Below are 25,531 nucleotides of genomic sequence, written 5' to 3' on the forward strand. Positions count from 1 at the left end.
TAGCTCCACTGCGGCCCGGGTAAGCGGTGCGGTATGGACGAGCGGGAGCAACTGGTGCGGCGGCTGCTCAAGGTCGCCGGGACGACCTACGCGGCCGAGGCCGGCATCAAGGTCAGCGACAAGCCGATGCCGCTGTTCCAATTGCTGGTGCTGTGCATGTTGGCCAGTAAGCCGATCGATGCCGCCATCGCCATGCGCGCCGCCCACGAACTGTTCAAGGCGGGGCTGCGCACCCCGAAAGCCGTGCTGGCGTCCGACCGGCAGACGATGATCGGCGCGTTCGGCCGCGCCCACTACGTGCGCTACGACGAAAGCTCGGCCACCCGCCTGACCGACATGGCCGAGCTCGTGCGCGACGACTATGCCGGCGACCTGCGCGGCATCGCCGAACGCAGCGGGCACGACGTGGCCGCGGCGAAACGGATGCTCAAGGCATTCAAGGGAATTGGGGACACCGGCGCGGACATCTACCTGCGCGAGGTGCAGGACGTCTGGACCTGGGTGCGGCCGCACTTCGACGACCGCGCGGTCGCGGCCGCGAAGCAACTCGGCCTGCCCACGCAGCCGGCGAGGCTGGGGGCCCTGGCGCCGCGCGCCAATGCGCGGCTGGCGGCCGCGCTGGTGCGGGCAGCGCTCGACGACGACGTGCGCAGGCGGGTGGCCGCTTGACCGTACGGATCGGCACATCGGGATGGTCCTACAACCACTGGGTGGATGTGCTCTATCCGCCCGGCCTGCCGTCCGCGCGCCGGTTGGCGCGCTACATCGAGGTTTTCGACACCGTCGAACTGAACGCCAGTTTCTATCGGTGGCCCAAGGAATCGACGTTCGCCGGCTGGCGCGGCCAGCTTCCCGACGGGTTCAAGATGTCCGTCAAGGCGCACCGGGGGCTGACGCACTACCGTCGGCTCTCCTCCCCCGAGCCCTGGATCGAGCGATTCGAACGCTGCTGGCAGCTGCTGGGCGATCGCCATGGGGTGCTGCTGGTGCAGTTGCACCCCGAGCAACAGCGCGACGATGCGCGCCTGGACGCCTTCCTGGCGCTCGTGCCGGATTCGATCCGGGTGGCCGTGGAATTGCGGCACCCGTCCTGGAACGACCCGGCCGTCTATGAGTTGCTGGAACGGCGGCGCGCGGCGTACGTGGTGATGAGCGGGGCGGGGCTGGCCTGCGTGCCGCGGGCCACCACCGACCTGGTGTATGTCCGGATGCACGGCCCGGATCAGGACGCGATCTATGCCGGCTGCTACTCCGAGGATCACCTGCAGCAGTGGGCCGATCGGATCACCGAATGGGACGGCGACGGCAAGGACGTGTGGATGTACTTCAACAACGACCTCGGCGGCCACGCCGTGCGCAACGCGCTGTATTTGCGCGGTCTGTTGGGCTGATCCGGGTCAGGCGCCACCGACCGGATCGACGGGGGTCCACGCCCCGTCGATGACGTCGGGCGGTCGCTGCGCCTGCAGGCGGTCCCGCTCGGCGCGTCGGCGCTTGATCCGCAACCTGGCGTCGGCCGGCATGGTGACCAGTTCGTCACAGGTCAGGTAGTAGACATCGTCGACGGCGTCGAACAGATCCGCCGCGACCCTGCGAGACCCCAACTCCCGCAAGGTCATCCGCAGCTCGTGGGTGAACCGGATGGTGCTGTCGAGGGCCAACTCCCGCGACTCGCGCGCGTTGGCGGCCATCCGGCGGGCAAGCGTCCTCGGCGAGCCCGGGTCAACGGGCGCGGCGCCGGTGGCTGCGGCTTCGGCGGCCTCGGCCACCTCGGCGGCCGCCACGAGCAACATCGCCGGATTGTCGCTGAACACCCGGCCGGCCAGCTCGGCCTCACCGGGCCCGCGGTGCCCTATCCGCGCCACCGCGCCATCCAGAGCGCCGGCGGCGCCGGGCGACAGCGCGCGGATGCTGCCGACGTTCCCCTCGGCGGCCAGCGCCCGCAACGGCGGGTCGCCGCGCAACGCCGCCGCCAGCTCGGCGGTTTCGGCCGCGACGCGGGTGCTTTCCACGATCATGCCGATTCCCGAGATCCTGGACGCGGCCCGGCTGTGGTCCAGGGCCGCGGCGGTGACTCCGGAGTCGATCAGCCACAGCGCCGTGAGGATCCAGCCCTGGTGGATGCGATCCCGTAGCAGCCGCACCCGGACCTCCAGCGCCGCGTCGGGCAGCGCCGCCAGCTGCGCGGGGTCGAGGTGTTCCACCGCGGCGGCCGCGCTGTAGGCCCGGGTATCGGGCTTGAGCCGGCGCATCAGGGCCAGCGACCGCGCGGCGACCACGGCCTTGGCCATCGACCCGAGCGCTCCCTCGGCCAGCTTCGGCTCGCCGAACGGCAGGACGTCGCCCACCTGCGGCTGGTCGACGAGGGCGTGACGGGCGACGGCGTCCTGGTCCCAGCCGGGCAGCTGCGCGGCGGCCACCACGTTGGCCGACACGCCGACGTAGGCGCGGTGGCCGAAGACCGCGATGGCCCTGCTGCCCCACTCGTCGTCGACGACGCCGCCCAGGGCGAGTACGTGGCCCATGACTCGGCTGGCCGTGCGCAGACCGCTGAGCTGGACGTCGAGCGTCATCGGGGTCAGCGGCCCGGGCAGCGCCTCGGCGAGCCGGGCCGCGCTGAACACGGGGAACCGCGGATCGATCCGGTCGTCGAACTCCCCCTCCATGCCGTCGGGGGCGGCGCTGCGCAGGTCGTCGGACGGCCGGGGGCGCGGTAACACCTCCACCGGGAGGGCCAGCTGGCGGTCGTGGCTGACGGCACCCGCGGCCTGCAGCCGGCGACCGACGAGCCCGCGTGCGGTGTCGGCGATCGCGTCGAGCGCGTGCCAACCGAACTCGAAACCCCAATCCTCTTGCACCGCAGCGATATCCAATGCGGGGGTCAACTGCGGCCAGCTGGGGACCCGATTCAGCCGCGCCCGGGGATCAACGGACCGCAGCAGCCGCCACGCGGTGACCACGTTGGTGGTGTCCGGGGTGGCCAGATCCACCACGCCGGTGCGGTCGGTGTTCACCGACGAGACGAGGAAGCGCACCAGGTCGTCGAGGTGCAGGACCCGGATCGGCTGGTTGGAGACCTTCGCGCGCAGCAGCGTGGCCACCGTGCGGCACACCATCCAGTCGAGCTGTCGGCCGACCGGCGGGGCGATGCGGACGACCAGGCTGGGCGCCCAGCTGGTGGAGACCAGCTCCTCGGCCGGCCGGTACAGCTCGGGCCTGCCCGCGGCCTGGGAGACGAACAGCAGCCGGGCACCCGCGCGGGCGGCGGCATCGGTGACGTGCGCGACACCGTCGATGCCCGCGCTGCCGGGTGCGCTGGCGTCGATCGAGGCCAGGTGGACCACCGCGTCGGCCTCGTCGGCCAGGTCTTGCAGGACGGGATGGCGCAGCGGCGCGCAAACGAACTCGACGCCGGGATCCAGATAGGGATGGGGACGCTCAGCAATCCCGGTGACCGTGTGCCCAGCAGCCAACAACTGCCGTGCGACCAGCCGCCCGACTGCGCCGGTGGCGTCGGTAACCAGGATCTGCACCTGGGTCCACCTCCCCCAACGTCCAGTCTCGACAATAGGCAAGTCACTAGCACTTACGCGAGCGTTACCCCGGTAGCAGCGCGATGGCCTGCGCTGATGTTCCCGGTCGGCTACCGCAGCGTCGCGGCGCCGTCCGCGCTGACGGCAACTTTGGCGCCACCGATATCTTCCCGCACGGTCGCTTCGGCGGCAGCGGGGTCGGCGATGACGGCCAGGGTGCGCGACCCGTCGGGCGTGCGCACCGAGACGAAGGCCTTCTCGGGCTTTCCGTCGCGGTCGAACGGTGTCGTCCACGCTTCGACGGTCCCGACGCCCTCCCACTCGACCAGGCCGTCGCGGGTGGGCTCGCGGTCGACCGCCGGTTGGGCGTCCTCCCAAAGGAATTGGGCCGGCGGCTCGGTGCCGTAGATGCCGAAGCTGTGTTTGGTCAGGTAGCCGCCGTTCGCGGTGATCAGGGCGCGGCGTCCGGGGTTGGCCACCAGCAACTCGGCCACGGTGGCGATGGAATGCATCACGTAGTTGCTCCACGGCCCGCCGGCGAACGTCAGCCCGCCGGTCACGGTGAGCGGGCGGGCGGGGTCGTCGGCGCTCAGTCCGAGCTCGGCGGCCGCGACTTGGACCGCGGACGGGAAGCAGGAGTACAGGTCGACGTAGTCGACGTCGTCGACGCCCAGCCCGGCCAGCTCGAGCGCCCGCGCGCCGGCGATCCGGATGGCCGCCGAGCGGTGCAGCTCGTCGCGCTCGGCGATGGCCGGGGTGTCGTGGGCGTCGGTGCCGGCGTGCGGGAAAACCCACCGCTCGGCGGGGACGTGCAGGCGCTCTGCCTGCTCGACCGAGGTCAAGATCAGCGCGGCGCCCTGGTCGACCATGTTGTTGGAGTTCATCAGCTTCGTGTAGGGCCAGCTGATCATCCGGTTCTGCGGTCCGGGCCGCCGGATTTCCTCGGCGGTCACCGGTTTGCGGATCCACGCGTGCGGGTTATCGACCGCGACGGCGTTGAACCGCGCCCACAGCTCGGCGATGCGCTCGAGATGGTGCTCGACCGACTCGCCGTTGGCGATGCGCAGCGCCTGTTCGAACAGCGGGTAGACGTAGGCCGGCCGGTCGAGCCCGATCCTGATCTCCGCGTCGCCGGCCATCGGGACGTCGTCGCCGCTGACCGGGGCCATCGGCACCGACTCGTCCTGCAGGGTCCACTCGAGTCTGCCGCCCCGGGCCCGCAGCCCCCGGCGGGTGCGCCAGGTTTCGGCGCCGGCCAGCAGCACGACGCCGGCCCGGCCCCGCTGGATGTCCAGGCACGCCTGGTTGACCAGCGACTGCGGCACGTTGCCGCCGACGGGGCTGTACAGGGTGGTGACGTCCTTGGCGCCGATCCGCTGGGCGAGCAGCAGACCTGGGTCGCGGTAGTGCGCCGAGAGCACGTTCACCACGCGGATGGAATCCACCGCCCCGAGCAGCCGGGCGTCCGCCGCTTCGCGGGCGGCGGCGGCCATCAGGTCGACCGGTTCGACCGACCGCGTAGCCGGGTCGATGTCGCCCCGGTGATTGACCTGGCCGTAGCCGATCAGCACCGGGGTTTTGGGGTCGACGGTCATGCGACTGAACCTATCGGACGTCCGGTGTGCGGCTGGCCGCACACCGAGGCGCGAGCGTGCGGCCAGCCGCACACTCGGTGATAAGGAGGCGCTAGGCGGTGCCCGGGGTCGTCGCGAACAGCACGCCCTCGTCGATCAGGCGCTCGGTCTCATCGGCGCTCATGCGGAGCACGTCCCGGCAGATGGCCCGGGTGTCCTGACCGGGCAGCGGCGCCGGGCGTTGCGGCGCGGGCGGAATGTGCTGAAACGGCGCCGGGCCCGTCTCCGCCGGCAGTGGCCGCTCGACGAGCGGATGAACCATCTCGCTGAACAGCTTTCGCTCGATCAGTTGCGGGTCCTCCAGGATGTCGGGCGGGCGGTTCATCGGCCCGGTGGCCACCCCGGCCGCCTGCAGCAGTTCGGCGACGCGCACCGGGGTGCGGGTGCGGGTCAGCGCTGACATCAGCTCTACCAGCTCGCGGCGGTTGGCCAGTCGCGACTCGGCGGTGGCGAAACGCGGGTCGTCCGCCCACTGTCGGTGATCGAAAAGGTCTGCCACGCAGCGCCATTCGTCGTCCGAGCCGATCGAGATGACGCACCATTCGTCGTCGCCCGCGCAGGGGCACACCGCGTGCAGGGTGGTGTCGTCGCGCAGCGGGCCGATGCCCGCCGCGCGCGCGGCCTCCGCGACGTAGAGCGTGTCGAGCTGATTGACCACGACCTCGGCCTGCGAGATGTGCACGTCGGCCCCATGCCCGGTCCGATTGCGGTGGATCAGCGCGGCCAGCGCCGCGATCGCGGTCACCCGCCCGACCACATGGTCGGGGAAGATCGTCGTCGCGTCGTAGAAGGAATGCCGCCCGCCGTCGGCGCCCTCGTCCGGATGGTCGGACGTCCACAGCCGGGTGACGCCGGTGGCGGCGCGGACGAGCGGGCCGTAGCCCAGCCGGGCGCTCCACGGCCCGGTGTCGCCGAACGCGCTGCTGCCGGCGAGCACGATCCGCGGGTTGAGCCGGCGCAGCGTGTCGTACGGAAAACCCAGGGCGGCAAGGGTTCCCGGCTTGAAGTTGGCGAATACCGCGTCGGCCTCCGCGACCAGCCGGCCGAAGACGTCCTTGCCCCGCTCGCTGCGCAGGTCCAGTCCGAGGCCGAGCTGATTGCGGTGAGTCCACGCGAACGACTCGCTCATGGCGTCGCCGGCGCGGGCCTGCCGCAGCCCGTCCGGGTAATCGGCGCTTTCGACCTTGATGACCTCGGCGCCCAGATCGCCGAACAGCCGGCCCAGCTCGCCGCCGGCGACGATGATGCCCAGGTCGAGAATCCGCAGCCCCGCCAACGGCTGCTCGCCGACCCTGCCCGACGGGGCCGGCACCACCACCGGATTGCCGCGCCAATACGGGTCGTCCGCCCCCGCGGTGGGGGCCGGCGCGCGAAAGCCCGAGCGCTGGCCGTCGACGACGAAATAACCGGTGGGCACGCTGGTGCGCACACCGGGAACGAGCTCGGCCTCCGTGATCGCGCCGACGGCCTGGAAGTGTTCGGAGCCCAGCACCCACGACGGCGGCAGCACCGCGGCGATCGGCACCCCGTGCGCCTGACCGGCGGCCACCAAATCCCTCATGGTCTGCTCGGCGAACAGGGCCCGCACCAGCACGCCGATCTCGGGCCAGGCCGCAAAGCGGGCGGCCAGGGCGTCGAACTTGGGGTCTTGGAATTCTTCGGGCTCGCCCAGCCAGCGCCGCAGGCCGCGCCACTGCCGCGGCGCCATGACACACAGCCGGACGTAGCCGTCCTTGCACGGCAGTATCGGATACGCGTCCTGGTTTTTCGGCCGTCCCCGCCACCGCCCGGCGCCGCGGACGCCGGCGGCGGCCTGCCCGTGCGCGCCGAACGCCGGGTCGAGCGCCATGACGACGGCGTCGAATCGCGAGAAATCGATGTAATCGCCCGTACCGCAACGCAATCGGTTGTAGTAGGCGACGAGCGCGGCCCACGCCGCCTGGACGGCCGCGGTGGACGACGCGATACCGTCGGGCGGCAGCACCGGCGTGCCGGTGGTGGGACCGGATCGCGACAGCGAGCCGCACATCGCGTACAACACCGCGTCGGTGGCGCGCCACGACGAACGCGGGCCGGAAGCGCCGAAGTCGGTGATCGACAGCACCACCAGGTGCGGGTAGCGGGCGGCCAAGTCCGGGCCGGGTGCGCCGAACGCACCGGCCAGGCCGTCGAGGCCACTGTCCACGACGATGTCGGCCTCGCCGGCGAGGTCGAGCAACCGGTAGCAGTCGTCCTCCTCGAGCGGGTCCAGCACGGCGCTGCGCTTGTTGGCGTTGTGCACGGCGAACGGGATGCTCGCGCCGGCGAGCGTCGGCAATTCGTCGCGCCCCAGGTTGCCGCCGGGAGGTTCGACCTTGAGCACGTCGGCGCCGAGGTCGGCGAACAGCCGGGTCACCGCGTCGGCGCCGCCGCTGGACAAGTCGAGGACGCGCACGCCATCGAGCAACGGGTCGGCCATCCGCTCACGGTACCTGCCTGGTCAGCGGCCGGCCGCGATCGATTGCCCGGAGACCAAATGTCCAGCCGCCCAAGCCGGTTCGAACGGAAATCCGGACCCGCTACGCTCGGTAGTTCTGTCAACGATCCCCCGGATGGAGGCCCCCAGCAAATGACCGCGCACCTGAGCTACGTCGAGGCCGTGATCGTCGGCGCGTTTCAGGGCGTCACCGAGCTGTTCCCGGTCTCCAGCCTGGGGCACTCGGTCCTGGTGCCGGCGCTGGTGGGCGGCCAATGGGCCCGCGACCTCAACGTCTCCACCCCCGAATCGCCCTACCTGGCGTTCATCGTCGGTCTGCACGTCGCCACCGCCGCCGCCCTGCTGGTGTTCTTCTGGCGGGACTGGCTGCGCATCGTGGCTGGCTTCTTCTCGTCGCTGCGGCATCGCCGGATCCAGAGCCCCGACGAGCGGCTCGCCTGGCTGATCGTGGTCGCCACCATCCCGGTGGGGCTGGCCGGGGTGGCCCTCGAGCACCTGTTCCGGACCACGCTGGGCAAGCCCATCCCGGCCGCGGCGTTCCTCTTGCTCAACGGCGTCGCCCTCTACGCGGGCGAGGTGTTGCGCCGTCGCGTGTCGCCCGCGGACGGCACGGACGAGCGCGACGAGCCCCACAGCGGCGAGGCCATCGACAACCGGCTGGCCCAGCTGCCGATGCGCCGCGGGCTGGTGATCGGGGCCTCCCAGATCCTGGCGCTGCTGCCCGGCATCAGCCGCTCCGGCATCGCCATGGTGGCCGGGCTGTGGCGCGGCCTGTCGCACGAGGACGCCGCCCGCTTCTCCTTCCTGCTGGCCACGCCGATCATCCTGGCCGCCGGCGTCTACAAGATCCCCGATCTGTTCGGGCCGCTCGGGGCGGGCATCCAGGGACAAGTCCTGGCCGGCAGCGTCGCCTCGTTCGTCGCCGCCTACCTGGCCGTGCGCTTCCTCACCCGCTACTTCCAGACCCGGACGCTGACGCCGTTCGCCATCTACTGCGCGCTGGCCGGCGCCGCCAGCCTGGTCTGGCTGAGCCTTCACTAGGCTCGGCGCCGAGGGGCTCCGACGACGGGCGTCTCGTGGCGGCTGACGCTGGCAGAACCGGCCGATCAGACGGGCGCGCAGCGGTAGCGGAGCTGACGCACCGCCGAGTCGCCGAAAGTCGTTGTGCGGCAAGCCCCGTCGAACGCCCACCCGTCGCGCTCGTAGAAGCGCCGGGCCGGGGCGTTGCCGTCCGCCACCCACAACACCGCGCCCGCCACGCCGATCAGCCGCAGCCGCTGCCGGGCCGCGGCCAGCAGCGACCGGCCGACCCCGCGGCGCATGTACGCGGGGTCGACGTACATCGCCATCAGCTCACCGAAGTTCTGGATGTCGCCGTCGCGGCACAGGCCCGTGGTCGCCAGCCCGAGGATCGCGGCCCCGTCGACCGCGACCAACGTCGACGGCATCCGGAGCCCGGGCCGGCCGAAGGTGTACCGGTCGGCAAAGAAGTCCGGTGTGAGCCCGTCGAGAAAGTCCTGGGCGATCAGGCCCCGGTAGGCCGACCGCCACGACCGCACCTGCACCCGGGCCACCTCGTAGGCGTCCGCTGGGACGGCCGCCCGCACCTCGGTCACCGTTGCAGTATCGGCCTGCGCGGCGCTATTTGCGCGGCGCGGCGTCGAGTGCTGTGCTTAGCCCATCGCAAACCTGACACCCGTCAACTTTTTCTGGGAGGACCCGCCATGGCAGACACGGCGTCGATCGGCCTGAAGGTCCGCGACAAGGTCATCGTGATCACCGGCGGGGCGCGGGGCATCGGGCTGGCCACCGCGACCGCGCTGCACAATTTGGGCGCCAAGGTGGCGATCGGCGACATCGACGAGGTGCGGGTCAAGGAATCCGGCGCCGCGCTCGGGCTGGACGTCTACGGGAAGCTGGACGTCACCGACCGGGACTCCTTCGCGGGCTTCCTCGATCAGGTGGAGCGCCAGCTCGGCCCGATCGACGTGCTGGTCAACAACGCCGGCATCATGCCGCTCGGCCGGGTCGCCGACGAGACGGACGCGGTCACCCGGCGCGTCCTCGACATCAACGTCTACGGCGTCATCCTGGGCAGCAAGCTGGCGCTCGAGCGGATGGTCCCGCGCGGATCGGGCCACGTCATCAACGTGGCCTCGCTCGCCGGGGAGAGCTATATCCCCGGTGCGGCCACGTACTGCGCGAGCAAGCACGCGGTGGTGGGTTTCACCGACACGGCGCGGCTCGAGTACCGGACGACCGGCGTGAAATTCTCGATGGTGCTGCCGACGTTCGTCAACACCGAACTCATCGCCGGGACCTCCGGGGCGAAGGGCTTCAAGAACGCCGAGCCGGCCGACATTGCCAACGCGATCGTGGAGCTGGTCGCCAGGCCGAAGCCGCGGGTGCGGGTCACGAAAGCGATGGGCGCGCTGGTCGCTTCGGCCAAGTTCATGCCGCGCTCGCTGGCCGAGGGCATCAACCGCGCCATGGGCGGCGAGCACGTGTTCACCGACGACGTCGATGCCGAGAAGCGCCGCGCCTACGAGGCGCGCGCCCGCGGCGAGGAATAGCGGCGATCGCGAGCGCGGCGGAGCCGGGCGAAGCGGGTCGCCGCCATCAGGAATAGGCACCCTCGGGCGCGGTTCATCTCGAACGCGGACAATCGGCGGGGTGACTGTCGAAAGCCCAACCACCCAGCCCCTTGCCGACGACGAACTTGATCTGATCCACGCGTATTGGCGTGCCGCCAATTACCTGTCGGTCGGGCAGATCTACCTGCTCGACAACCCGCTGCTGGCCGAACCGCTGTCGCCCGAACACGTCAAACCCCGGCTGTTGGGGCACTGGGGCACCACGCCCGGGCTCAACCTCATCTATGCCCACCTGAACCGGGTCATCCGCAACCGCGACGCCAACGTCATCTACGTCACCGGGCCCGGCCACGGCGGACCCGGGCTGGTGGCCAACGCCTACCTGGAGGGCACCTACAGCGAGGTGTACACCGGCATCGAGGAGGACGCCGAAGGGTTGCGAAAGCTGTTCCGGCAGTTCTCCTTTCCCGGCGGCATCCCCAGCCACGTCGCCGCCCAGACGCCCGGGTCGATCCACGAGGGCGGCGAGCTGGGCTACGCCCTGGTGCACGCCTACGGCGCGGCGTTCGACAACCCCGACCTGGTGGTGGCATGCGTGGTCGGCGACGGCGAGGCCGAGACGGGCCCGCTGGCCGCGAGCTGGCACTCCAACAAATTCCTCAACCCGGTCACCGACGGCGCGGTGTTGCCGATCCTGCAGCTCAACGGCTACAAGATCGCCAACCCGACCGTGCTGGCGCGCATCCCCCACCCCGAGCTGGAGGCGCTGCTGCGCGGGTACGGCTACCGGCCGATCACGGTCGCCGCGCACGAAGACCAGGACCCCACCGACGTGCACCGCCAGCTGGCCGCCGCGGTCGACGACGCGTTCGACGACATCGCGGCGATCCAGGGCGCGGCGCGCGCCGGCGTCCGGGCGGAGCGTCCGGTGTGGCCGATGATCGTGTTGCGCACCCCCAAGGGCTGGACCGGGCCCAAGGTGGTGGACGGCAAGAAGGTCGAGGGCACCTGGCGGGCGCACCAGGTGCCGCTGGCCGAGACCCACGACAACCCGACTCACCGCGCGCAGCTGGAGGAATGGCTGCGCAGCTACCGGCCCGACGAACTGTTCGACGGCAGCGGCGCCCTGCGCCCCGAGCTGCGGGCCCTGGCGCCCCGCGGCGATCGCCGGATGAGCGCCAACCCGCACGCCAACGGCGGCCTGCTGCTGCACGACCTCAACCTGCCCGACTTCCGCGACTACGCGGTGCCGGTGCCACGCCCGGCCACCCAGACGCACGAGGCCACCCGGGTACTGGGGACCTTCCTGCGCGACGTGATCGCCCGCAATCCCGACCGGTTCCGCCTGATGGGTCCCGATGAGACGGCCTCCAACCGGCTCGACGCCGTGTACGGGTCGACCGCCAAGGCGTGGATGTCGGAGATCGAGCCCGACGACGAGCACCTGGCGCCCGACGGCCGGGTGATGGAGGTGCTCTCCGAGCACCTGTGCCAGGGCTGGCTGGAGGGCTACCTGCTGACCGGCCGGCACGGTCTGTTCAATTGCTACGAGGCGTTCGTGCACATCGTCGACTCGATGCTCAACCAGCACGCGAAGTGGCTGGCCACCAGCCGGGAACTGCCGTGGCGGCGCCCGATCGCGTCGCTGAACTACCTACTGACCTCGCACGTGTGGCGCCAGGACCACAACGGCGCGTCACACCAGGACCCCGGCTTCATCGACCTGGTCGCCAACAAGCGCGCCGAGCTGACCCGGGTGTACCTGCCGCCGGACGGCAACACGCTGCTGTCGGTGGCCGACCACTGCCTGCGCAGCCGCGACTACGTCAACGTCATCGTCGCCGGCAAGCAGCCGGCCCTGGCCTACCTGGACATGGACCAGGCGATCGCGCACTGCGCGCGCGGGCTGGGCATCTGGGAGTGGGCGAGTACGTCCGGCTCGGCGATGGCCGAGCCGGACGTGGTGCTGGCCTGCGCGGGCGACATCCCGACGCTGGAGACGCTGGCCGCCGCCGACATCCTGCGCCGCGAACTGCCCGGGCTGGCGGTGCGCGTGATCAACATTGTCGACCTGATGCGGCTGCAGCCGGAGTCTGAGCACCCACATGGCTTGCCGGACAAGGAATTCGACGCGCTGTTCACCCGCGACCGGCCGGTCATCTTCGCCTACCACGGCTACCCGTGGCTGATCCACCGCCTCACCTATCGGCGGGCCAATCATGAGCGCATGCATGTGCGCGGCTTCAAGGAGCGCGGCACCACCACGACGCCGTTCGACATGGTGATGCTCAATGACCTCGACCGGTTCCACCTGGTCATGGACGTCATCGACCGGGTGGACGGGCTGGCCAGCCAGGCTGCGGTGCTGCGCCAGCGAATGGTCGACGCCCGCCTGGCCGCCCGCGTCTACACCCGCGAGCACGGCGAGGACGACCCGGCGATCTCGGGGTGGACCTGGGAGGCGAGCGAGCTGAACGAACGTAGTGGGTGACGGGAGCGAGACGACCAATTGGACCTGGACCGAACGCGGCGAGTGACCGGAGGGACGCCTACCTGAAGTCCCTCGGCTTCTCGGCGTCGATGTGCCAGATCCAATTGCCGTTGAGGGGCCTGTCAAAGACAAGCGCACCCAACGGAGCGATGACAAATATCGAGATCAACGTCCATATCGTTGTCGCCATCGGTCGCCCCTCTCGTGCGAGCTCATCCGCCTGACCGTGTAACCGTCTTGGATAGTTACATCTTGTCTGACGCCATGAAACCTGTCAAGGTGGTTACATGAGGTTTTACTACGTGGGCGGGCGGCTGTGCCTCGACTTCGTCGGCACGCTGAGATATCGGACTTCAGCGCGTGAGGACCTGCTGTCCGACCCGCAGCGGTTGTCGGACTGGGCAATTGGGGCGGCGCTGGCGGATGCGGCGATCGAGGTCACCGACGACGAACTGGCGGCCGCGATCGCGCTGCGCGAAGCCAGCTACCGGGTCGTGGTGGCACGCCTCGGGGGTGGGCGGCCCGAGGCCGCCGACGTCGACCTGCTGAATGAGCACGGCTCCCAACCCCAGCTCACGCCGGTGTTGCAGCCGAACGGGTCGGTGCGCCGTGGCGGTACCGCGCCGCAGCTGCTTGCCAGGCTGGCCGCAGACCTGCTCGACCTTTATGCCGGACCCGACTTCGAGAAGGTCAAGGAATGTTCCGCCGCCGGCTGTACGCGCCTCTACATCGACGCGTCGCGCGCCCGGAACCGGCATTGGTGTGGGATGAGCACCTGCGGCAACCGCGCCAAGGTTCAGGCCTTCCGCGCCCGCCGGCACGCCGGTGCCGCTGCGCTCGAGGGTTCCCCATCCGACTGACCTGGCCGAACGCCGGCCGCGGGTAAACTTGCCGGATGCCCGACGCCATCGCTGCCGCACCGCCGTCGGCGCCCCATCGGTTCCGTGTGCACCTCGACATCGCCGTGGTCGTCGCGGTGCTGGTGCTGACCAACCTGATCGCGCACTTCACCACGCCGTGGGCCAGCATCGCCACCGTCCCCGCCGCCGCCGTGGGCCTGGCGGTGCTGATGCGAGCCCGGGGGCTGGACTGGGTCGACCTCGGCCTGGGCCGCGCGCACTGGAGGTCCGGGCTGGGCTATGCGCTGGGCGCCGTGGGCGTCGTGGCCGCGGTGATCGGGCTGGGGATCCTGCTGCCGATGACGCGGCCGATGTTCCTGAACAACCACTACGCCACGATCTCCGGCGCCCTGATCGCCTCGATGATCGTCATCCCGCTGCAGACCGTGATCCCCGAGGAGCTCGCGTTTCGGGGCGTGCTGCACGGCACGCTGAACCGCGCCTGGGGTTTTCGGGGCGTGGCGCTGGGCGGGTCGCTGCTCTTCGGTCTCTGGCACGTGGCCACGTCGCTCGGGCTCACCAGCAACAACGTCGGCTTCACCCGGCTGTTCGGCGGCGGGTTCGCTGGGATGCTGGCCGGCGTGACGCTGGCGGTGTTGGCCACCGGGGCCGCCGGGTTCGTCTTCAGCTGGCTGCGCCGGCGCAGTGGCAGCCTGATCGCGCCGATCGCGTTGCACTGGTCGCTCAACGGGCTCGGCGCCCTGGCCGCGGCGCTGGTCTGGCACCTGTCGACCTGAGGCGCGCTACACCAGCAGCACGGCGGCGCCCGCGATGCGTCCGGCGCTGAGGTCGGTCAGCGCCTCGTCGGCCTTGTCGAGCGGGTACTCCGGCGTCGTGACCTCGATGTGGTGCTGCCCGGCGAATTCGAGGAAGGCTCGCGCGTCGGCCCGCGTGTTCGACGTGACCGACCGCACCTGGCGCTCCTGAAACAGGTGGCGCTGGTAGTTCAGGGGCGGGATGTCGGAGAGGTGGATGCCCGCGATCGCCAGCGTGCCGCCCCGGTCCAGCGCCTCCAGCGCGGGCAGCACCAGCTCGCCGACGGGCGCGAAGAGAATCGCGGCGTCCAGCGCGACCGGCGGCGGATCCGCCGCGCCCTGCGCGGACGCCGCGCCGAGCTCCAGCGCCAGCTTGCGCGCTTCGGCGCCGCGGGTCATCACGTGCACCTCGGCGCCCTGCGCCAGCGCCACCTGCGCGGTGATGTGGGCGCTGCCGCCGAAGCCGTAGAGCCCGAGCCGCCCGCCCGGCGGTAGCTCGGCGCGCAGCAGGGATCGGTACCCGATGATGCCGGCGCACAGCAGCGGGGCCAGCTCGCTGTCGCTGTAGCCGCTCGGCAGGTGGTGCGCGAACGCGGCTGGGACGGTGGCGAATTCGGCGTATCCGCCGTCGGCGTCCCAGCCGGTGTACCGGGATTGCGGGCACAGGTTCTCGTCGCCGCGGCGGCAGTATTTGCACACCCCGCAGGTGTGGCGCAGCCAGGCGATGCCCACCCGGTCGCCCGGTCTGAAGTCGTCACCCGCGTCGGCGCCGACCTCGACGACCTCCCCCACCACCTCGTGCCCGGGCGTCACCCGCTCGCGGTGCACCGGGAGGTCGCCCTCGGTGACGTGCAGGTCGGTGCGGCACACGCCGCAGGCGCGAACGGCGACCAGCAACTCCGACGGTTCCGGCCGCGGCACCTCGGCGGTGACCTGCTGGAGCGGGCCGGTGTCCATCGGCCCCGGGCGGCGCACGCGCCACGCGCGCATTGTCGTGGTCGTCGCCGCCGGGGCCATCACCCCATCATGCCGGGTGACCCGCGGCTAGGTCCGGTGCCGCACCATGCCGACGACCCACAGCAGGATCAGCGCGCCGAGCAGCGCGGTGAAGAAGGTGAAGATGATCCCGCCGCCGGCGGTGTTGACGAAGAAGCTCAGGATGAAGCCGCCGATCAACGCGCCGACGATGCCGATCACGATGTCCATCAGGATGCCGGCTCCGCTGCCCCTGATGATCCGGCTGGCGATTGCTCCCGCCAGGCCGCCGATGATGATGTAGCCGATCCAGCCGACGCTGGTCAGGGTGGATGATCGGGCGAGAAAGTCGGTTGCTGCGATGACGTCCATGCGGGTCTCCTTGCTATCGCTGGCAAAGCCCAGCGGGACCGCTGGGCCGTTCTCAGGGAGTACCCGATTTCTCCTTATGAAACATGTGCCGAATTGGCCGTGATGCGAGCCTTATTGCTTAGCTCGCCACGGTCCGCTGCGGCGCGGGCGATGCACCCGGGGTGAAGTCGCCCGCGGGCGCCTGGCCCGGAGCGGGTGCGGGAGCCGGAGCGCCGGGAGCCGGCGCGGGCGCACCCGGTGCCGGCGCGGGCGCACCCGGTGCCGGAGCGGGCGCACCGGGAGCCGGAGCGGGCGCGCCCGGAGCCGGCGGCGGGGCGGCCGGCGCCGTCCAGGGCTGGATCGACTCGGCCAGTGCTTTCGCCGCGCCCTGGTCCACCGGGTCGTTCGACGTGCCCAGCCACACCACGAACCAGCGCTGCGGTGGTCCGTTGCCGGCCGAGGGCGAGCCGACCACCCCGGTCCAGATCTGGCCATTCGGCTTGGACGGGTCGCTGAACTTCACCTCGTAGTACGACGCGCTTCCGGCGATCCCGTTGGCGGCGGTCAGCGGCTCGCTCGTCTGGTTGATCCGGGTGCCGGGGTAGGGCATGAAGAACTCACCCATGTCCGAGCCGAGCCGCACCGCGGCCTTGGCGTTGGTGGCTTCGGCGCTGGCGTAGAGCTTCTGGTCCAGGCGGCCCATCACGATGCGGGTGTCGTTGGCGACCGGCGGCGCCTGCCCGGGGGCCGGCGGCTGGCCGGTGGTCTTGCTGAGCAACTCCGAACCGTAGTCGAGGTGCGACGCGTCGGACTCGACCCAGCCCGGGGGCAGCACGAAGCTGAACCCGCCGACGGGGTTGCCGATCCGGCCCGCGTTGGGGTCGACGGGCGGTGGCGGCGGCGCGTTCGGGTCGACCGGTGGCGGCGGCGGCGCGGGGTTTTGATCGCCCGGTTGGCCCGGCGGCGCCGCCGGGGCGCCCGGCGGGGGCGGCGTCGTGGCGGTCGCCGGCGCCGGCGCGGCTGCCGTCGTCGTGCTCGGCGGCACCGGGGTCGGGGTCTCGGGATCGGCGCTGGAGGTCGCCGGCAATGCGATTGCGACCGCGCTGGCGCCGGTCACCGTAGCGATCGCCAGCGTCGCCCAGAATCCTTTGCGGCCTGTCGAGTTCGCGTCCACCTGCTCCATGGCGACGAACCTACCGTGTTACGGCTGTGACGCAAGGGTGCCTTGCGGCAGTTTTGCCGATGTTGCCGATGTGCAACTTTGGGGTCGTCCGCGCAGGTCACGGTGCGGGGTACAGCGTCACCTCGTGTGCCTTGACGGAGAACCACACCCGCTCCCCCGGCGTCAGCCGCAACTCCGTGGCCGCGTCCGCGGTGATCTCCGCGGCCAGTCCCGGCGCGCCATCCGACTGTTCCCGGCCTCGCACCAGGACCGCGGATCCGCGGACGTCGAGCTCGGCCACCGTCACCTCGACCGCATTGCGCGGGCTGCCGTGGGGGTGATCGCGATACACGGCCACCGCCGCCGGCGGGAACACCGCGACGGCGGTGCGGACGTCGGCGTCCAGCCGCTGCGCCGGGCGCGCATGCCAGTAGGAGCCCGAGCGATCGCGCAGCGAGCCGTCGGGGCACACGGTGCCGTTGACGATGTTGATGCCGGCGATCCGCGCGCCGAAATGGCTGCGCGGCGCGGTGAGAACGTCTGGCACCGGCCCGAATTCGGCGATCTTTCCGGACTCCAGGACCAGCACGCGATCGGCCAGCGTGAACACGTCGAGCAGCTCGTGGGTGACCAGGACGACCGCGCAGCCGGTCCGGGTCACCACGCTGCGCAGCACCGTGCGGATGCCCGCGGCCGCGGCGACGTCGAGGCCGGCCAGTGGCTCGTCGAGCAGCAGCACATCGGGTTCGGCGGCCAGGGCGCGGGCGATCGCCACCCGCTGGGCCTGGCCCCCGGAGAGCTGCCGCGGCTTTCGGTCCGCGAGGTCCTCGGCGTCCACCTCGCGCAGCCAGCGCAGCGCGGTCGCCCGCGCGCCGGCGCGGGCCGGCCGGACGGATCGGCGGCGGCTGCGCGGCCCGAAGGCCACGTTGGCCGCGACGCTCAGGTGCGGAAACAGCAGCGGGTCCTGCAGCAGCAACCCCACCCGGCGATCGTGCGTCGCCACGTTCACCCCCGCCGCGGTGTCGGTCAGCACCCGATCCCCCAGCCGCACCACCCCCTCGTCGGGACGAACGAGGCCGGCGATCACGTGCAGCGCGGTGGACTTGCCCGCGCCGTTGGGTCCCAGGACGGCCAGCACCTCGCGCGCGGACACCGAGAACTCCACATCCAGATCGCGTTCGGCGACGACGGCGCGCAGCTGCAGCTCGCTCATGCGGCTACCTCGCGTCCGTGCCGGTCAACCGGCGCGCACCCAGCCCCAGCACCACCAGCGCCGCCACCGCCACCAGCAGGATCGACAGCGCCACCGCGGCGTTGGCGTCGGTCACCCGCTGCAGGTAGATCTCCAGCGGCAGCGTTCGGGTGACGCCCTGCCGGGAACCGGCGAACGTCAGCGTCGCGCCGAACTCGCCGAGCGAGCGGGCGAACGCCAGCACCGCCCCCGACGTCATGCCCGGCAGCAGCAGCGGCAGGGTCACCCGCCACCAGACCGCGCTGGGTCGCGCGCCCAGCGTCGCGGCCACCACCTCGTAGTCGGCACCCGCGGTGCGGGCGGCGCCCTCCAGGGAGATCACCAGGAACGGCAGCGAGACGAACGTCTGCGCCAGCACCACCGCGGTGGTGCTGAAGGCGATGCTGATGCCGGCGGCCTCAAGGTAGTGCCCGATCAGGCCGAGCCGGCCGAACGCGTAGAGCAATGCGATGCCGCCCACCACCGGCGGCAGCACCAGCGGCAGCAGGATCAGCGGCCGCAGCAGCCGAACCGGCCGCGCCGTGCTGCGGGCCAGCACCAGGGCCATCGGCACCCCCAGCAGCACGCACAGGGCGGTGCTGGCGGCGGCGGTCTTGAGGCTCAGCAGCAGCGCCGTCCGAGACGAGGCGCTAGTGATCAGCGACCAGAAGTTCGGCCAGTCGACCTTGACCGCGATCGCCAGCAGCGGCAGCACCACGAACGCGGCCCCCACGGCGGCGGGGACGTATACCCACCGCGGGAGGTCCGTGCGTCGCTCGCTAATACGTTCACCCCTCACCGTGGCCGGGAGATCTACACCCGCCTCAACCTAGCGGTGTGCATGCGGGGAATCGGCCAGGCGCGACATCAGTCGCTTCGAACTAGGCGTCGTGGCGCTTGGCTTTGTCTTCCAACTGCGGGGTCAAGCCGAACTCCTCGACGAGCGCCGACCAATCCGCCCCCGAGACGACATAGGCGGGACGCTCGTTCGACCGAGCCGAATCGCCGCGCCACGAAAAGCGAAATGCCGAGCCCGCCAAGTCGAGACATCCGATCGTCAGCGGTGTCTGGCCGGGAAGCTGCACCGCCAGGCCGGGGGTCGCGGGGTAGTTATACGTGCTGCCGTCGCCGCTGTGAACACTGTCGGCCTGAAACGTTGCCGGCGTCGCGGTCACGTCCGCACGCGAGGCCGTCACACGACGCGCGTCGCTGTTCGGGTCGATCACCCGAATCGCGTCGTCCTCCAAGTCAAGGACCAGGCTGGGTTTCGAGAGCGATTGCTGAAGTCGGTGTTGCTTGCGGAATGCGAACGACCCCATTGCTTCGGCCAAATAGGGGTTCGGAAACAGCAAACACCGCGTCGGCTCACCCGACCGAGGCCCGCGCGAGTCCAGCCCGCTCTGACGGCCCGCCACGGCGAGCAGCTCATCGAATTCCGCGACCCACAACCAGGCGTCGACGGCCTGGGCGGGCGGTGCGTCGAGCCGTGTCGACGGAGCAATGCGACGGTCGCGTCCGCCGATAACGAAGCGTTGCGAGCCACTCTGCAGGTGAAGGGCCACCCCCATGTTCACCCAGGGGCCCAGCTTCGCATCGACGAGCGGGAAAACTTTGCGCCGCTGATCGACGGTCAGGCCGTCGCTCGTGACACCGATGACTATCTTTCGCCGCGAACGCCACCACACGTAGGCGGTCCCCGCCAAACCGAACAGGGAAAGCGCCACGAGCCCCGCGATGACGATCACGAAACCCTGGGTCCGGCGCGTGAGGACCGCCCCGACCAGTACGAAGATCAACGCGAACATCGCCGCCTGGACGAGGAACCGGCCCTTGCCGGTGGCGAACGCGTTCATTTGGGTGGACATCGTGGGAGCGGATGCCACGAACTGGCGCGACGCGGCGTATTGGTCGTTGACGCTCATCCCCAAAGTATCGGGCAGCCGTGGTGTTACCGATCCCAAATGTCGTGTCATTGCGCGTCTCCCGAGACGCGCCGCGACGAATCCGGCGCCGCGGTAGCGTTTGCTAGGTGGTAGTGGGCTTGGTGTGACATTCTGTGCGGGTGTCCGCAGGGGGCCCGCCTGCTGGGGTTGTAACGTTCCTGTTCACCGATATTGAGGGTTCGACCCGTCGGTGGGAGACGGACGCGGATTCGATGCGGAAAGCCCTTGCCGCACATGACGAGGTGTTGCGTTCGGCGATCGAGGGGCGCGGCGGTTTCATGTTCAAACACACCGGTGACGGGGTGTGTGCCGCCTTCGCCTCACCCAGGTCGGCAGTCGATGCGGCGGTGGCTGCCCAGCGGACGTTGGAGTTGCCAGTGCGGATGGGGATGGCGACCGGGGAAGCCGAACTGCGGGATGGCGACTATTTCGGTGTGGTGCTAAATCGTGCTGCACGAGTGATGGCCGCCGGGCATGGCGGTCAGATTCTCATGGCCGAGTCGACGGCAAGTCTGCTCAGCGGCGTTGATCTTGTGGATCTGGGGCCGCGGCGGTTGCGGGATGTACCGGTGGCTGTAGGGGTGTTTCAAGTACGGGCGGCGGAGCTTCGCGCGGAGTTTCCGCCGTTGCGGGCGCACGACACGACTCCGGGAAATCTGCGACCTGCGACCGCCAGCTTGATCGGACGTGAGTCCGAGGTCACCGAGCTCGAAGCGGCCGTGAAGGCTCATCGGTTGGTGACGCTGACCGGGGTGGGTGGGGTCGGCAAGACCCGCCTGGCGATCGAAGTCGCTACGCGGCTGGCCGATGAATTTCCTGACGGGGTTTGGTTTTTCGAGCTGGCCGCGGTCAGCGACCCGGCAGCCATACCCGATGCGGTGGCGTCGGTGCTCGGCATCACCCAGCAGCCGGGTAAGACCGTCACTGAGTCGGTGGCCGCTGCGTTGGAGGGCCGTGTCCGACTGTTGGTGATCGACAATTGCGAGCACGTTCTCCGCGCCGCCGCCGACCTGGTCGAAGCAATACTCCCGCACTTGGCGACTGTTCGAATCCTTGCCACCAGTCGCGAAGGACTCGGGCTTCCTGGTGAGCAGGTGTGGCCGGTGCGCTCACTGGACGCCACAGCGGGAATCGACTGCGCGGCGGTGAGCCTCTTCGTCGAACGCGCTCAAGGTATTGCACCGGGCTTCTCGGTGGTCGACGGCGGTGAAGCCGCCGCAGTCACCGAGACGTGTCAGCGTCTTGATGGGATCCCGTTGGCCATCGAACTGGCTGCCTCGCGGATGGCGTCGATGACCGCCAGTGAGATGCGTGATCGTCTTGATCACCGGTTCAGGCTGCTGGTCGGCCCGCGGCGCGGCGTCGGACGCCACCAGACACTGCGCCACGCCGTGGCCTGGTCCTACGACCTGCTCGACGACACCGAAAAGACCCTTCTGGACCGCTGTTCGGTGTTCGCGGGCGGATTCGACCTGCAAAGCGCTTGCGCGCTAGCCGGATCAGCTGACCTCGACGAGTACGCCATCCTCGAGGTGCTCAACGCGCTGGTACGCAAGTCGCTGCTGGTCGCCGACCGGTCCGCGTCACGCACCCGGTATTCGATGCTGGAAACGATCCGCCAATTCGCTGAGGAACAACTCGTCGCTCGCGGCGAAGCGTCGGAGATTCGGGTCGAGCACTCGCGCTACTTCGCCGGGCGCGAAGTGGACATCATGGCCCTGTGGGACAGCCCCCGCCAGCGGGAGGCGTACGACTGGTTCACCGCCGAACTGGCCAATCTGCGCACCGCGTTTCGATGGGGTGCCGACCACGGCGACCTTGATGTCGCCGTCGCCATCGCGACATGGGCGGCATGGCTTGGGTTCTGGATGCACAATTACGAGCCGATAGCCTGGGCCGAGGAGCTCATCGAACCCGCCCGCACCGCCGATCATCCGAAACTCGCGTTCCTTTATTCGATGGCGTCTTCATGCTGGTGGCCCGGACGGATCGAGGCAGCCGTTGCCTACAGCGACTCAGGCCGGCTGGCGATCGGCAGCGGGCGTCATGACGAGGTGCCTTTCGGCCTCGAGGGCGCGCTCGGCGCTGCGTACCTGCACGTCGGCCAACCCGAACAGCAGGTCCAATGGTGCCGCGCCATGCTCGCCCGCGGCCGCGACACACACGGGATCACCAGGGCGTTCCTGACCGTCGCACTGACGGTGGCGGGTTGCGGTGAGGACGCCAGGGCCGTCGCTGATGGCCTGATCGAGACTGCCAAGGCCGCCGGCAACCCGGCTGCGCTCTCGTTCGCGCTCTATGCCTACGGTTACGCGTTCGGCGACGCTGATCCCGCCGCGGCGCTGGATGCGCAGCGCCGCGGTCTGGCGATCGCCCAGGAGAGCGGGAACCGCAATACCGAAACACGAATCGCGGGCAGTCTGGCCCGCCTCGAGGCCGAGTACGGCGACCCGCTGGCCGCGCTCGACTACGTTGCGCTTGCGATCCGGAATTTTCACGACGCGGGCAACGCGACCATGATCCGTTTCCCGCTGACTGTGCTCGCCGCCTTCTTCGAACGGCTCGGACGCCGTGAACCGGCGGCTACCATCGCGGGTTTCGGCCTCAGTCCCCTCACCGCCACGGCGAACCCCGGCGTCACCACTGCTATTACTAACCTGCGCGATGTGCTCGGCGACCAGACCTACGAATCGCTTGCACGCAAGGGTGAGACGATGACCACCGCCGCCATGGTGACTTACGCATACGACCAAATCGACCAAGCCCGAACGGAACTCGAGCACCGCAGCTGAACGCCACGGGCGGGCGTCAGGGCTTGGCGAAGCCGTACTGGGACAGGATGTTTTGACCCGCGGCACCGGTCACCATGGCCACGAACTTCTGCGCCAACGCGGGTTGCGGGGCGTGCTTCAACACCGCGATCGGATAGACGTTCACCGCCGCGGCGGCCTCCGGGAACTGCACGGTCGCCACCTTGTTGCCGGCGCTGCGGGCGTCGGTGACGTACACCAACCCGGCGTCGGCCTGCCCGGTGGTGACCTTGTTGAGGACATCGGTCACGCTGAGTTCCTCGCTGACCGGGTTGAGGCGCACCCGCGTGCTGTCCTCGATGCGCCGGGTCGCCGCCCCGCACGGCACCGGCTGCTGGCAGATCACCACGCTCAGCCCGGGCCTGGCGAGGTCGGCGAAGGAGCCGAGCCGCTTCGGGTTGTCCGGCGCGGTGACGATGACGAGCGTGTTGGACGCGAAGTTGGTCGGATTGCCGGCCAGCAGGCCCGCCTTGGCGACGGCGTCCATCTGCGCGGTGTCGGCCGACGCGAACACATCGGCCGTCGCGCCCTGGGTCAACTGGGTGGCGAGCTCGGAGGAACCCGCGAACTCGAAATCGACTGTGCTGCCGAGGTTTTCGCCGGTGAACTGTTGGCTGATCCGAGTGAACGCCGGCTTGAGCGAGGCGGCGCCGAACACCACAACCTTGCCGGAACCGGCGGGCGGGGTCGACGGCGGCGTGGAACCGCATCCGACCAGGACCGCCGCCAGCATGATGGAAACCGCACCGGCCAGGATCCCGATCCGCCGCATGGATGCACCCTAACCCGCCGAGGATGCGGTCCGCTCGGCGGCCAAACCGCCGCAAAAAGGGGACGGCCGAAATAGTTATGCAAATGATCCGCGCGTCGCGGGGCCCGGAGTTTCGCGGACGAGCTACTGTCCAGTAACATCTTCTTAGATTTATGCCATAAACGCGCTGATGTCCCAGGCAGCTTCTGGGTTCAACGTTGAGCACGAGGAGGTCATGGCAGTGGAAGTGCTGGTCACCGGCGGGGACACGGACCTGGGGCGCACGGTTGCCGAGGGCTTCCGCGATGACGGTCACAAGGTCACCCTCGTGGGGGCGCGCCGCGACGACCTGGAGATCGCTGCCAAGGAGCTCGACGCGGACGCGATCGTCTGCGACACCACCGACCCGGCCAGCCTGGAATCGGTCCGCGGGTTGTTCCCGCATCACCTGGACACCATCGTCAACGTCCCGGCGCCGACCCGGGACCCGGGCGACCCGCGCACCTACTCGATCTCCGACACCGCGGCCGCGTGGCGCGATGCGCTCGATGCGACGGTGCTGTCGGCGGTGCTGACCGTGCAGGCCGTCGGCGACCACCTTCGCTCGGGCGGTTCCATCATCGGCGTGGTGGCCGAGAACCCGCCCGCCGGGAGCGTCGACGCCGCGATCAAAGCGACGCTGTCCAATTGGATCACCGGGCAGGCGGGCATCTTCGGCACCCGCGGCATCACCGTCAACGCCGTGGCCAGCGGCCGCAGCGTCCAGCCCGGTTACGACGGCCTCTCCCGCACCGCACCATCGGCCGCCGCGGAGGTGGCCCGCCTGGCGCTGTTCCTCACCACCCCGGCGGCCCGGCACATCACCGGCCAGACGCTGCACGTGAGCCACGGCGCGCTGGCTCGTTTCGCCTGAGGCTGAATCAAAACCGCTTTCGCGCTCTGGTTCGGACGCCGGGCCGGTGGCTACGGTAGCTAGCGTGGCTATTCGACTCGGTTTGCAGATCCCCAACTTTTCCTACGGCACCGGGGTGGAGCAGCTCTTCCCCACCGTCCTGGCCCAGGCCCGCGAGGCCGAAGCGGCCGGATTCGACTCGGTCTTCGTGATGGACCACTTTTACCAACTGCCCATGCTGGGCGATCCCGACCAACCGATGCTGGAGGCCTACACCGCGCTGGGCGCGCTGGCCACCGGGACCGAACGGGTGCAGCTGGGCACCCTGGTCACCGGCAACACCTATCGCAATCCGACGTTGCTGGCCAAGGTCATCACGACGCTGGACGTGGTGAGCCAGGGCCGGGCCATCCTGGGCATCGGTGCCGGCTGGTTCCAGCTCGAGCACGACCAGCTGGGCTTCGAATTCGGCACCTTCACCGACAGGTTCAACCGGCTCGACGAGGCGCTGCAGATCATCCTGCCGATGCTCAAGGGCGAGCGGCCGACGTTCTCCGGCAAGTGGTATCACGTCGACCAGGCGATGGCCAATCCCCGCTTCCGCGAACACATTCCGCTGATGATCGGCGGCAGCGGCGAGAAGAAGACGATCCCCATGGCCGCGCGCCACTTCGACCATCTCAACGTCATCGCCGGCTTCGACGAGCTGCCCGGCAAGCTGAAGGTCGTGCGGGAGCGCTGCGAGGAGATCGGCCGCGACCCGGCCACGCTGGAGACCAGCACCCTGATCACCGCGGTCGTCGACGAGAACTTCAAGGCGGACCAGATCCCGGCCGAGATGACGCAGCGCATGGTGGTCGGCGGCGCCGAGTCGGTCGCGGAGCAGATCAAAACCAAGGTCCTGGACGCCGGGATCGACGGCGTGATCATCAACATGCCGTTCTACACGCCGGGCGTCATCACCGCGGCCGGCGAAGCGCTGCGCCCGCTCGTCGGGCTGTAACGCACAACGCATTTCGCGTCGGGCATGACGA

21 protein-coding genes are annotated in these 25,531 nt (G+C 70.1%); 10 read left to right on the forward strand and 11 right to left on the reverse strand.

The window, feature by feature from the left end; genetic code table 11:
* Positions 1-33: 33 nt before the first annotated feature.
* Positions 34-669, forward strand: coding sequence for an endonuclease (locus AWB89_RS10445; protein ID WP_085100571.1), 636 nt, complete (start codon positions 34-36; stop codon positions 667-669).
* A complete protein-coding gene (locus AWB89_RS10450; RefSeq protein ID WP_085173352.1) occupies positions 666-1,391 on the forward strand; it encodes a DUF72 domain-containing protein in 726 nt (241 codons plus the stop codon). Before AWB89_RS10445 ends, AWB89_RS10450 begins: the two co-directional genes overlap by 4 nt.
* Before the next feature lie 6 nt (positions 1,392-1,397).
* Here the strand turns inward: AWB89_RS10450 and AWB89_RS10455 are convergent, their stop codons facing one another.
* The 3 genes from AWB89_RS10455 to AWB89_RS10465 all read right to left on the reverse strand — a co-directional run bounded on the left by AWB89_RS10455 (position 1,398) and on the right by AWB89_RS10465 (position 7,625).
* Positions 1,398-3,533 carry an NAD(P)H-binding protein gene (locus tag AWB89_RS10455; protein WP_085173354.1) on the reverse strand — a complete coding sequence of 712 codons (2,136 nt, stop codon included), beginning with the start codon at positions 3,531-3,533 and terminating at the stop codon, positions 1,398-1,400.
* 110 nt (positions 3,534-3,643) lie between these two features.
* Complete coding sequence (locus tag AWB89_RS10460; RefSeq protein WP_085173356.1) at positions 3,644-5,128, reverse strand: acetyl-CoA acetyltransferase; 1,485 nt, start codon at positions 5,126-5,128, stop codon at positions 3,644-3,646.
* A gap of 91 nt (positions 5,129-5,219) precedes the next feature.
* Positions 5,220-7,625 carry a CoA transferase gene (locus AWB89_RS10465; RefSeq protein WP_085173358.1) on the reverse strand — a complete coding sequence of 802 codons (2,406 nt, stop codon included), beginning with the start codon at positions 7,623-7,625 and terminating at the stop codon, positions 5,220-5,222.
* A gap of 150 nt (positions 7,626-7,775) precedes the next feature.
* On the opposite strand from AWB89_RS10465, the gene AWB89_RS10470 reads away from it, so the two are divergent.
* Positions 7,776-8,684, forward strand: coding sequence for an undecaprenyl-diphosphate phosphatase (locus tag AWB89_RS10470; RefSeq protein ID WP_085173360.1), 909 nt, complete (start codon positions 7,776-7,778; stop codon positions 8,682-8,684).
* Positions 8,685-8,749: 65 nt separating this feature from the next.
* On the opposite strand, the gene AWB89_RS10475 is transcribed toward AWB89_RS10470, so the two are convergent.
* Positions 8,750-9,259, reverse strand: coding sequence for a GNAT family N-acetyltransferase (locus AWB89_RS10475; protein WP_085173362.1), 510 nt, complete (start codon positions 9,257-9,259; stop codon positions 8,750-8,752).
* 108 nt (positions 9,260-9,367) lie between these two features.
* Here AWB89_RS10475 and AWB89_RS10480 point away from each other — a divergent pair, with 108 nt between their 5' ends.
* The 4 genes from AWB89_RS10480 to AWB89_RS10495 all read left to right on the forward strand — a co-directional run bounded on the left by AWB89_RS10480 (position 9,368) and on the right by AWB89_RS10495 (position 14,364).
* Positions 9,368-10,216, forward strand: a complete 849-nt coding sequence (locus AWB89_RS10480; RefSeq protein WP_085100592.1) for an SDR family oxidoreductase — start codon at positions 9,368-9,370, stop codon at positions 10,214-10,216.
* Positions 10,217-10,316: 100 nt separating this feature from the next.
* Positions 10,317-12,728 (forward strand): phosphoketolase family protein, encoded by a 2,412-nt coding sequence (locus tag AWB89_RS10485; RefSeq protein WP_085173364.1) that lies wholly within the window; start codon positions 10,317-10,319, stop codon positions 12,726-12,728.
* Positions 12,729-13,015: 287 nt separating this feature from the next.
* A complete protein-coding gene (locus tag AWB89_RS10490; protein WP_085173366.1) occupies positions 13,016-13,588 on the forward strand; it encodes a CGNR zinc finger domain-containing protein in 573 nt (190 codons plus the stop codon).
* A gap of 35 nt (positions 13,589-13,623) precedes the next feature.
* Entirely contained in the window at positions 13,624-14,364 is a 741-nt protein-coding gene (locus AWB89_RS10495) for a CPBP family intramembrane glutamic endopeptidase (protein ID WP_085173368.1), read from the forward strand.
* Positions 14,365-14,370: 6 nt separating this feature from the next.
* Here the strand turns inward: AWB89_RS10495 and AWB89_RS10500 are convergent, their stop codons facing one another.
* The 6 genes from AWB89_RS10500 to AWB89_RS10525 all read right to left on the reverse strand — a co-directional run bounded on the left by AWB89_RS10500 (position 14,371) and on the right by AWB89_RS10525 (position 20,023).
* Positions 14,371-15,399 carry a zinc-binding alcohol dehydrogenase family protein gene (locus AWB89_RS10500; RefSeq protein ID WP_085173370.1) on the reverse strand — a complete coding sequence of 343 codons (1,029 nt, stop codon included), beginning with the start codon at positions 15,397-15,399 and terminating at the stop codon, positions 14,371-14,373.
* A 27-nt stretch (positions 15,400-15,426) separates the two neighbouring features.
* A complete protein-coding gene (locus tag AWB89_RS10505) occupies positions 15,427-15,729 on the reverse strand; it encodes a GlsB/YeaQ/YmgE family stress response membrane protein (protein ID WP_085100606.1) in 303 nt (100 codons plus the stop codon).
* A gap of 118 nt (positions 15,730-15,847) precedes the next feature.
* Positions 15,848-16,891 carry an alanine and proline-rich secreted protein Apa gene (locus AWB89_RS10510; protein WP_085173372.1) on the reverse strand — a complete coding sequence of 348 codons (1,044 nt, stop codon included), beginning with the start codon at positions 16,889-16,891 and terminating at the stop codon, positions 15,848-15,850.
* A 97-nt stretch (positions 16,892-16,988) separates the two neighbouring features.
* Entirely contained in the window at positions 16,989-18,083 is a 1,095-nt protein-coding gene (locus AWB89_RS10515; protein ID WP_085173374.1) for a sulfate/molybdate ABC transporter ATP-binding protein, read from the reverse strand.
* A 4-nt stretch (positions 18,084-18,087) separates the two neighbouring features.
* Positions 18,088-18,885 (reverse strand): ABC transporter permease, encoded by a 798-nt coding sequence (locus tag AWB89_RS10520; protein ID WP_085101449.1) that lies wholly within the window; start codon positions 18,883-18,885, stop codon positions 18,088-18,090.
* Between the two features lie 97 nt (positions 18,886-18,982).
* Positions 18,983-20,023: a hypothetical protein gene (locus AWB89_RS10525; protein WP_085173376.1), complete on the reverse strand. Its 1,041-nt coding sequence runs from the start codon at positions 20,021-20,023 to the stop codon at positions 18,983-18,985.
* A 134-nt stretch (positions 20,024-20,157) separates the two neighbouring features.
* On the opposite strand from AWB89_RS10525, the gene AWB89_RS10530 reads away from it, so the two are divergent.
* Entirely contained in the window at positions 20,158-22,836 is a 2,679-nt protein-coding gene (locus tag AWB89_RS10530) for an ATP-binding protein (RefSeq protein ID WP_085173378.1), read from the forward strand.
* Positions 22,837-22,852: 16 nt separating this feature from the next.
* On the opposite strand, the gene modA is transcribed toward AWB89_RS10530, so the two are convergent.
* Positions 22,853-23,626 (reverse strand): molybdate ABC transporter substrate-binding protein, encoded by a 774-nt coding sequence (gene modA, locus AWB89_RS10535; RefSeq protein ID WP_085173380.1) that lies wholly within the window; start codon positions 23,624-23,626, stop codon positions 22,853-22,855.
* 214 nt (positions 23,627-23,840) lie between these two features.
* On the opposite strand from modA, the gene AWB89_RS10540 reads away from it, so the two are divergent.
* Both AWB89_RS10540 and AWB89_RS10545 read left to right on the forward strand, forming a co-directional pair.
* Positions 23,841-24,518 (forward strand): SDR family oxidoreductase, encoded by a 678-nt coding sequence (locus AWB89_RS10540; protein WP_085173382.1) that lies wholly within the window; start codon positions 23,841-23,843, stop codon positions 24,516-24,518.
* A 64-nt stretch (positions 24,519-24,582) separates the two neighbouring features.
* Positions 24,583-25,500 (forward strand): LLM class F420-dependent oxidoreductase, encoded by a 918-nt coding sequence (locus AWB89_RS10545; protein WP_085173384.1) that lies wholly within the window; start codon positions 24,583-24,585, stop codon positions 25,498-25,500.
* Positions 25,501-25,531 lie beyond the last annotated feature (31 nt).

This window comes from Mycobacterium paraense (assembly GCF_002101815.1).
In the GTDB taxonomy this organism is placed as follows: Bacteria; Actinomycetota; Actinomycetes; order Mycobacteriales; family Mycobacteriaceae; genus Mycobacterium; species Mycobacterium paraense.

Bases quoted from the DNA above. Each gene is read 5' to 3' on its own strand.
- AWB89_RS10465 (WP_085173358.1), bottom strand. From the start codon at position 7,625: ATGGCCGACCCGTTGCTCGATGGCGTGCGCGTCCTCGACTTGTCCAGC.
- AWB89_RS10460 (WP_085173356.1), bottom strand. From the start codon at position 5,128: ATGACCGTCGACCCCAAAACCCCGGTGCTGATCGGCTACGGCCAGGTC.
- AWB89_RS10515 (WP_085173374.1), bottom strand. From the start codon at position 18,083: ATGAGCGAGCTGCAGCTGCGCGCCGTCGTCGCCGAACGCGATCTGGAT.
- AWB89_RS10505 (WP_085100606.1), bottom strand. From the start codon at position 15,729: ATGGACGTCATCGCAGCAACCGACTTTCTCGCCCGATCATCCACCCTG.
- AWB89_RS10500 (WP_085173370.1), bottom strand. From the start codon at position 15,399: ATGGCCCCGGCGGCGACGACCACGACAATGCGCGCGTGGCGCGTGCGC.
- modA (WP_085173380.1), bottom strand. From the start codon at position 23,626: ATGCGGCGGATCGGGATCCTGGCCGGTGCGGTTTCCATCATGCTGGCG.
- AWB89_RS10480 (WP_085100592.1), top strand. From the start codon at position 9,368: ATGGCAGACACGGCGTCGATCGGCCTGAAGGTCCGCGACAAGGTCATC.
- AWB89_RS10495 (WP_085173368.1), top strand. From the start codon at position 13,624: ATGCCCGACGCCATCGCTGCCGCACCGCCGTCGGCGCCCCATCGGTTC.
- AWB89_RS10490 (WP_085173366.1), top strand. From the start codon at position 13,016: ATGAGGTTTTACTACGTGGGCGGGCGGCTGTGCCTCGACTTCGTCGGC.
- AWB89_RS10540 (WP_085173382.1), top strand. From the start codon at position 23,841: ATGGCAGTGGAAGTGCTGGTCACCGGCGGGGACACGGACCTGGGGCGC.
- AWB89_RS10470 (WP_085173360.1), top strand. From the start codon at position 7,776: ATGACCGCGCACCTGAGCTACGTCGAGGCCGTGATCGTCGGCGCGTTT.
- AWB89_RS10445 (WP_085100571.1), top strand. From the start codon at position 34: ATGGACGAGCGGGAGCAACTGGTGCGGCGGCTGCTCAAGGTCGCCGGG.
- AWB89_RS10525 (WP_085173376.1), bottom strand. From the start codon at position 20,023: ATGAGCGTCAACGACCAATACGCCGCGTCGCGCCAGTTCGTGGCATCC.
- AWB89_RS10510 (WP_085173372.1), bottom strand. From the start codon at position 16,891: ATGGAGCAGGTGGACGCGAACTCGACAGGCCGCAAAGGATTCTGGGCG.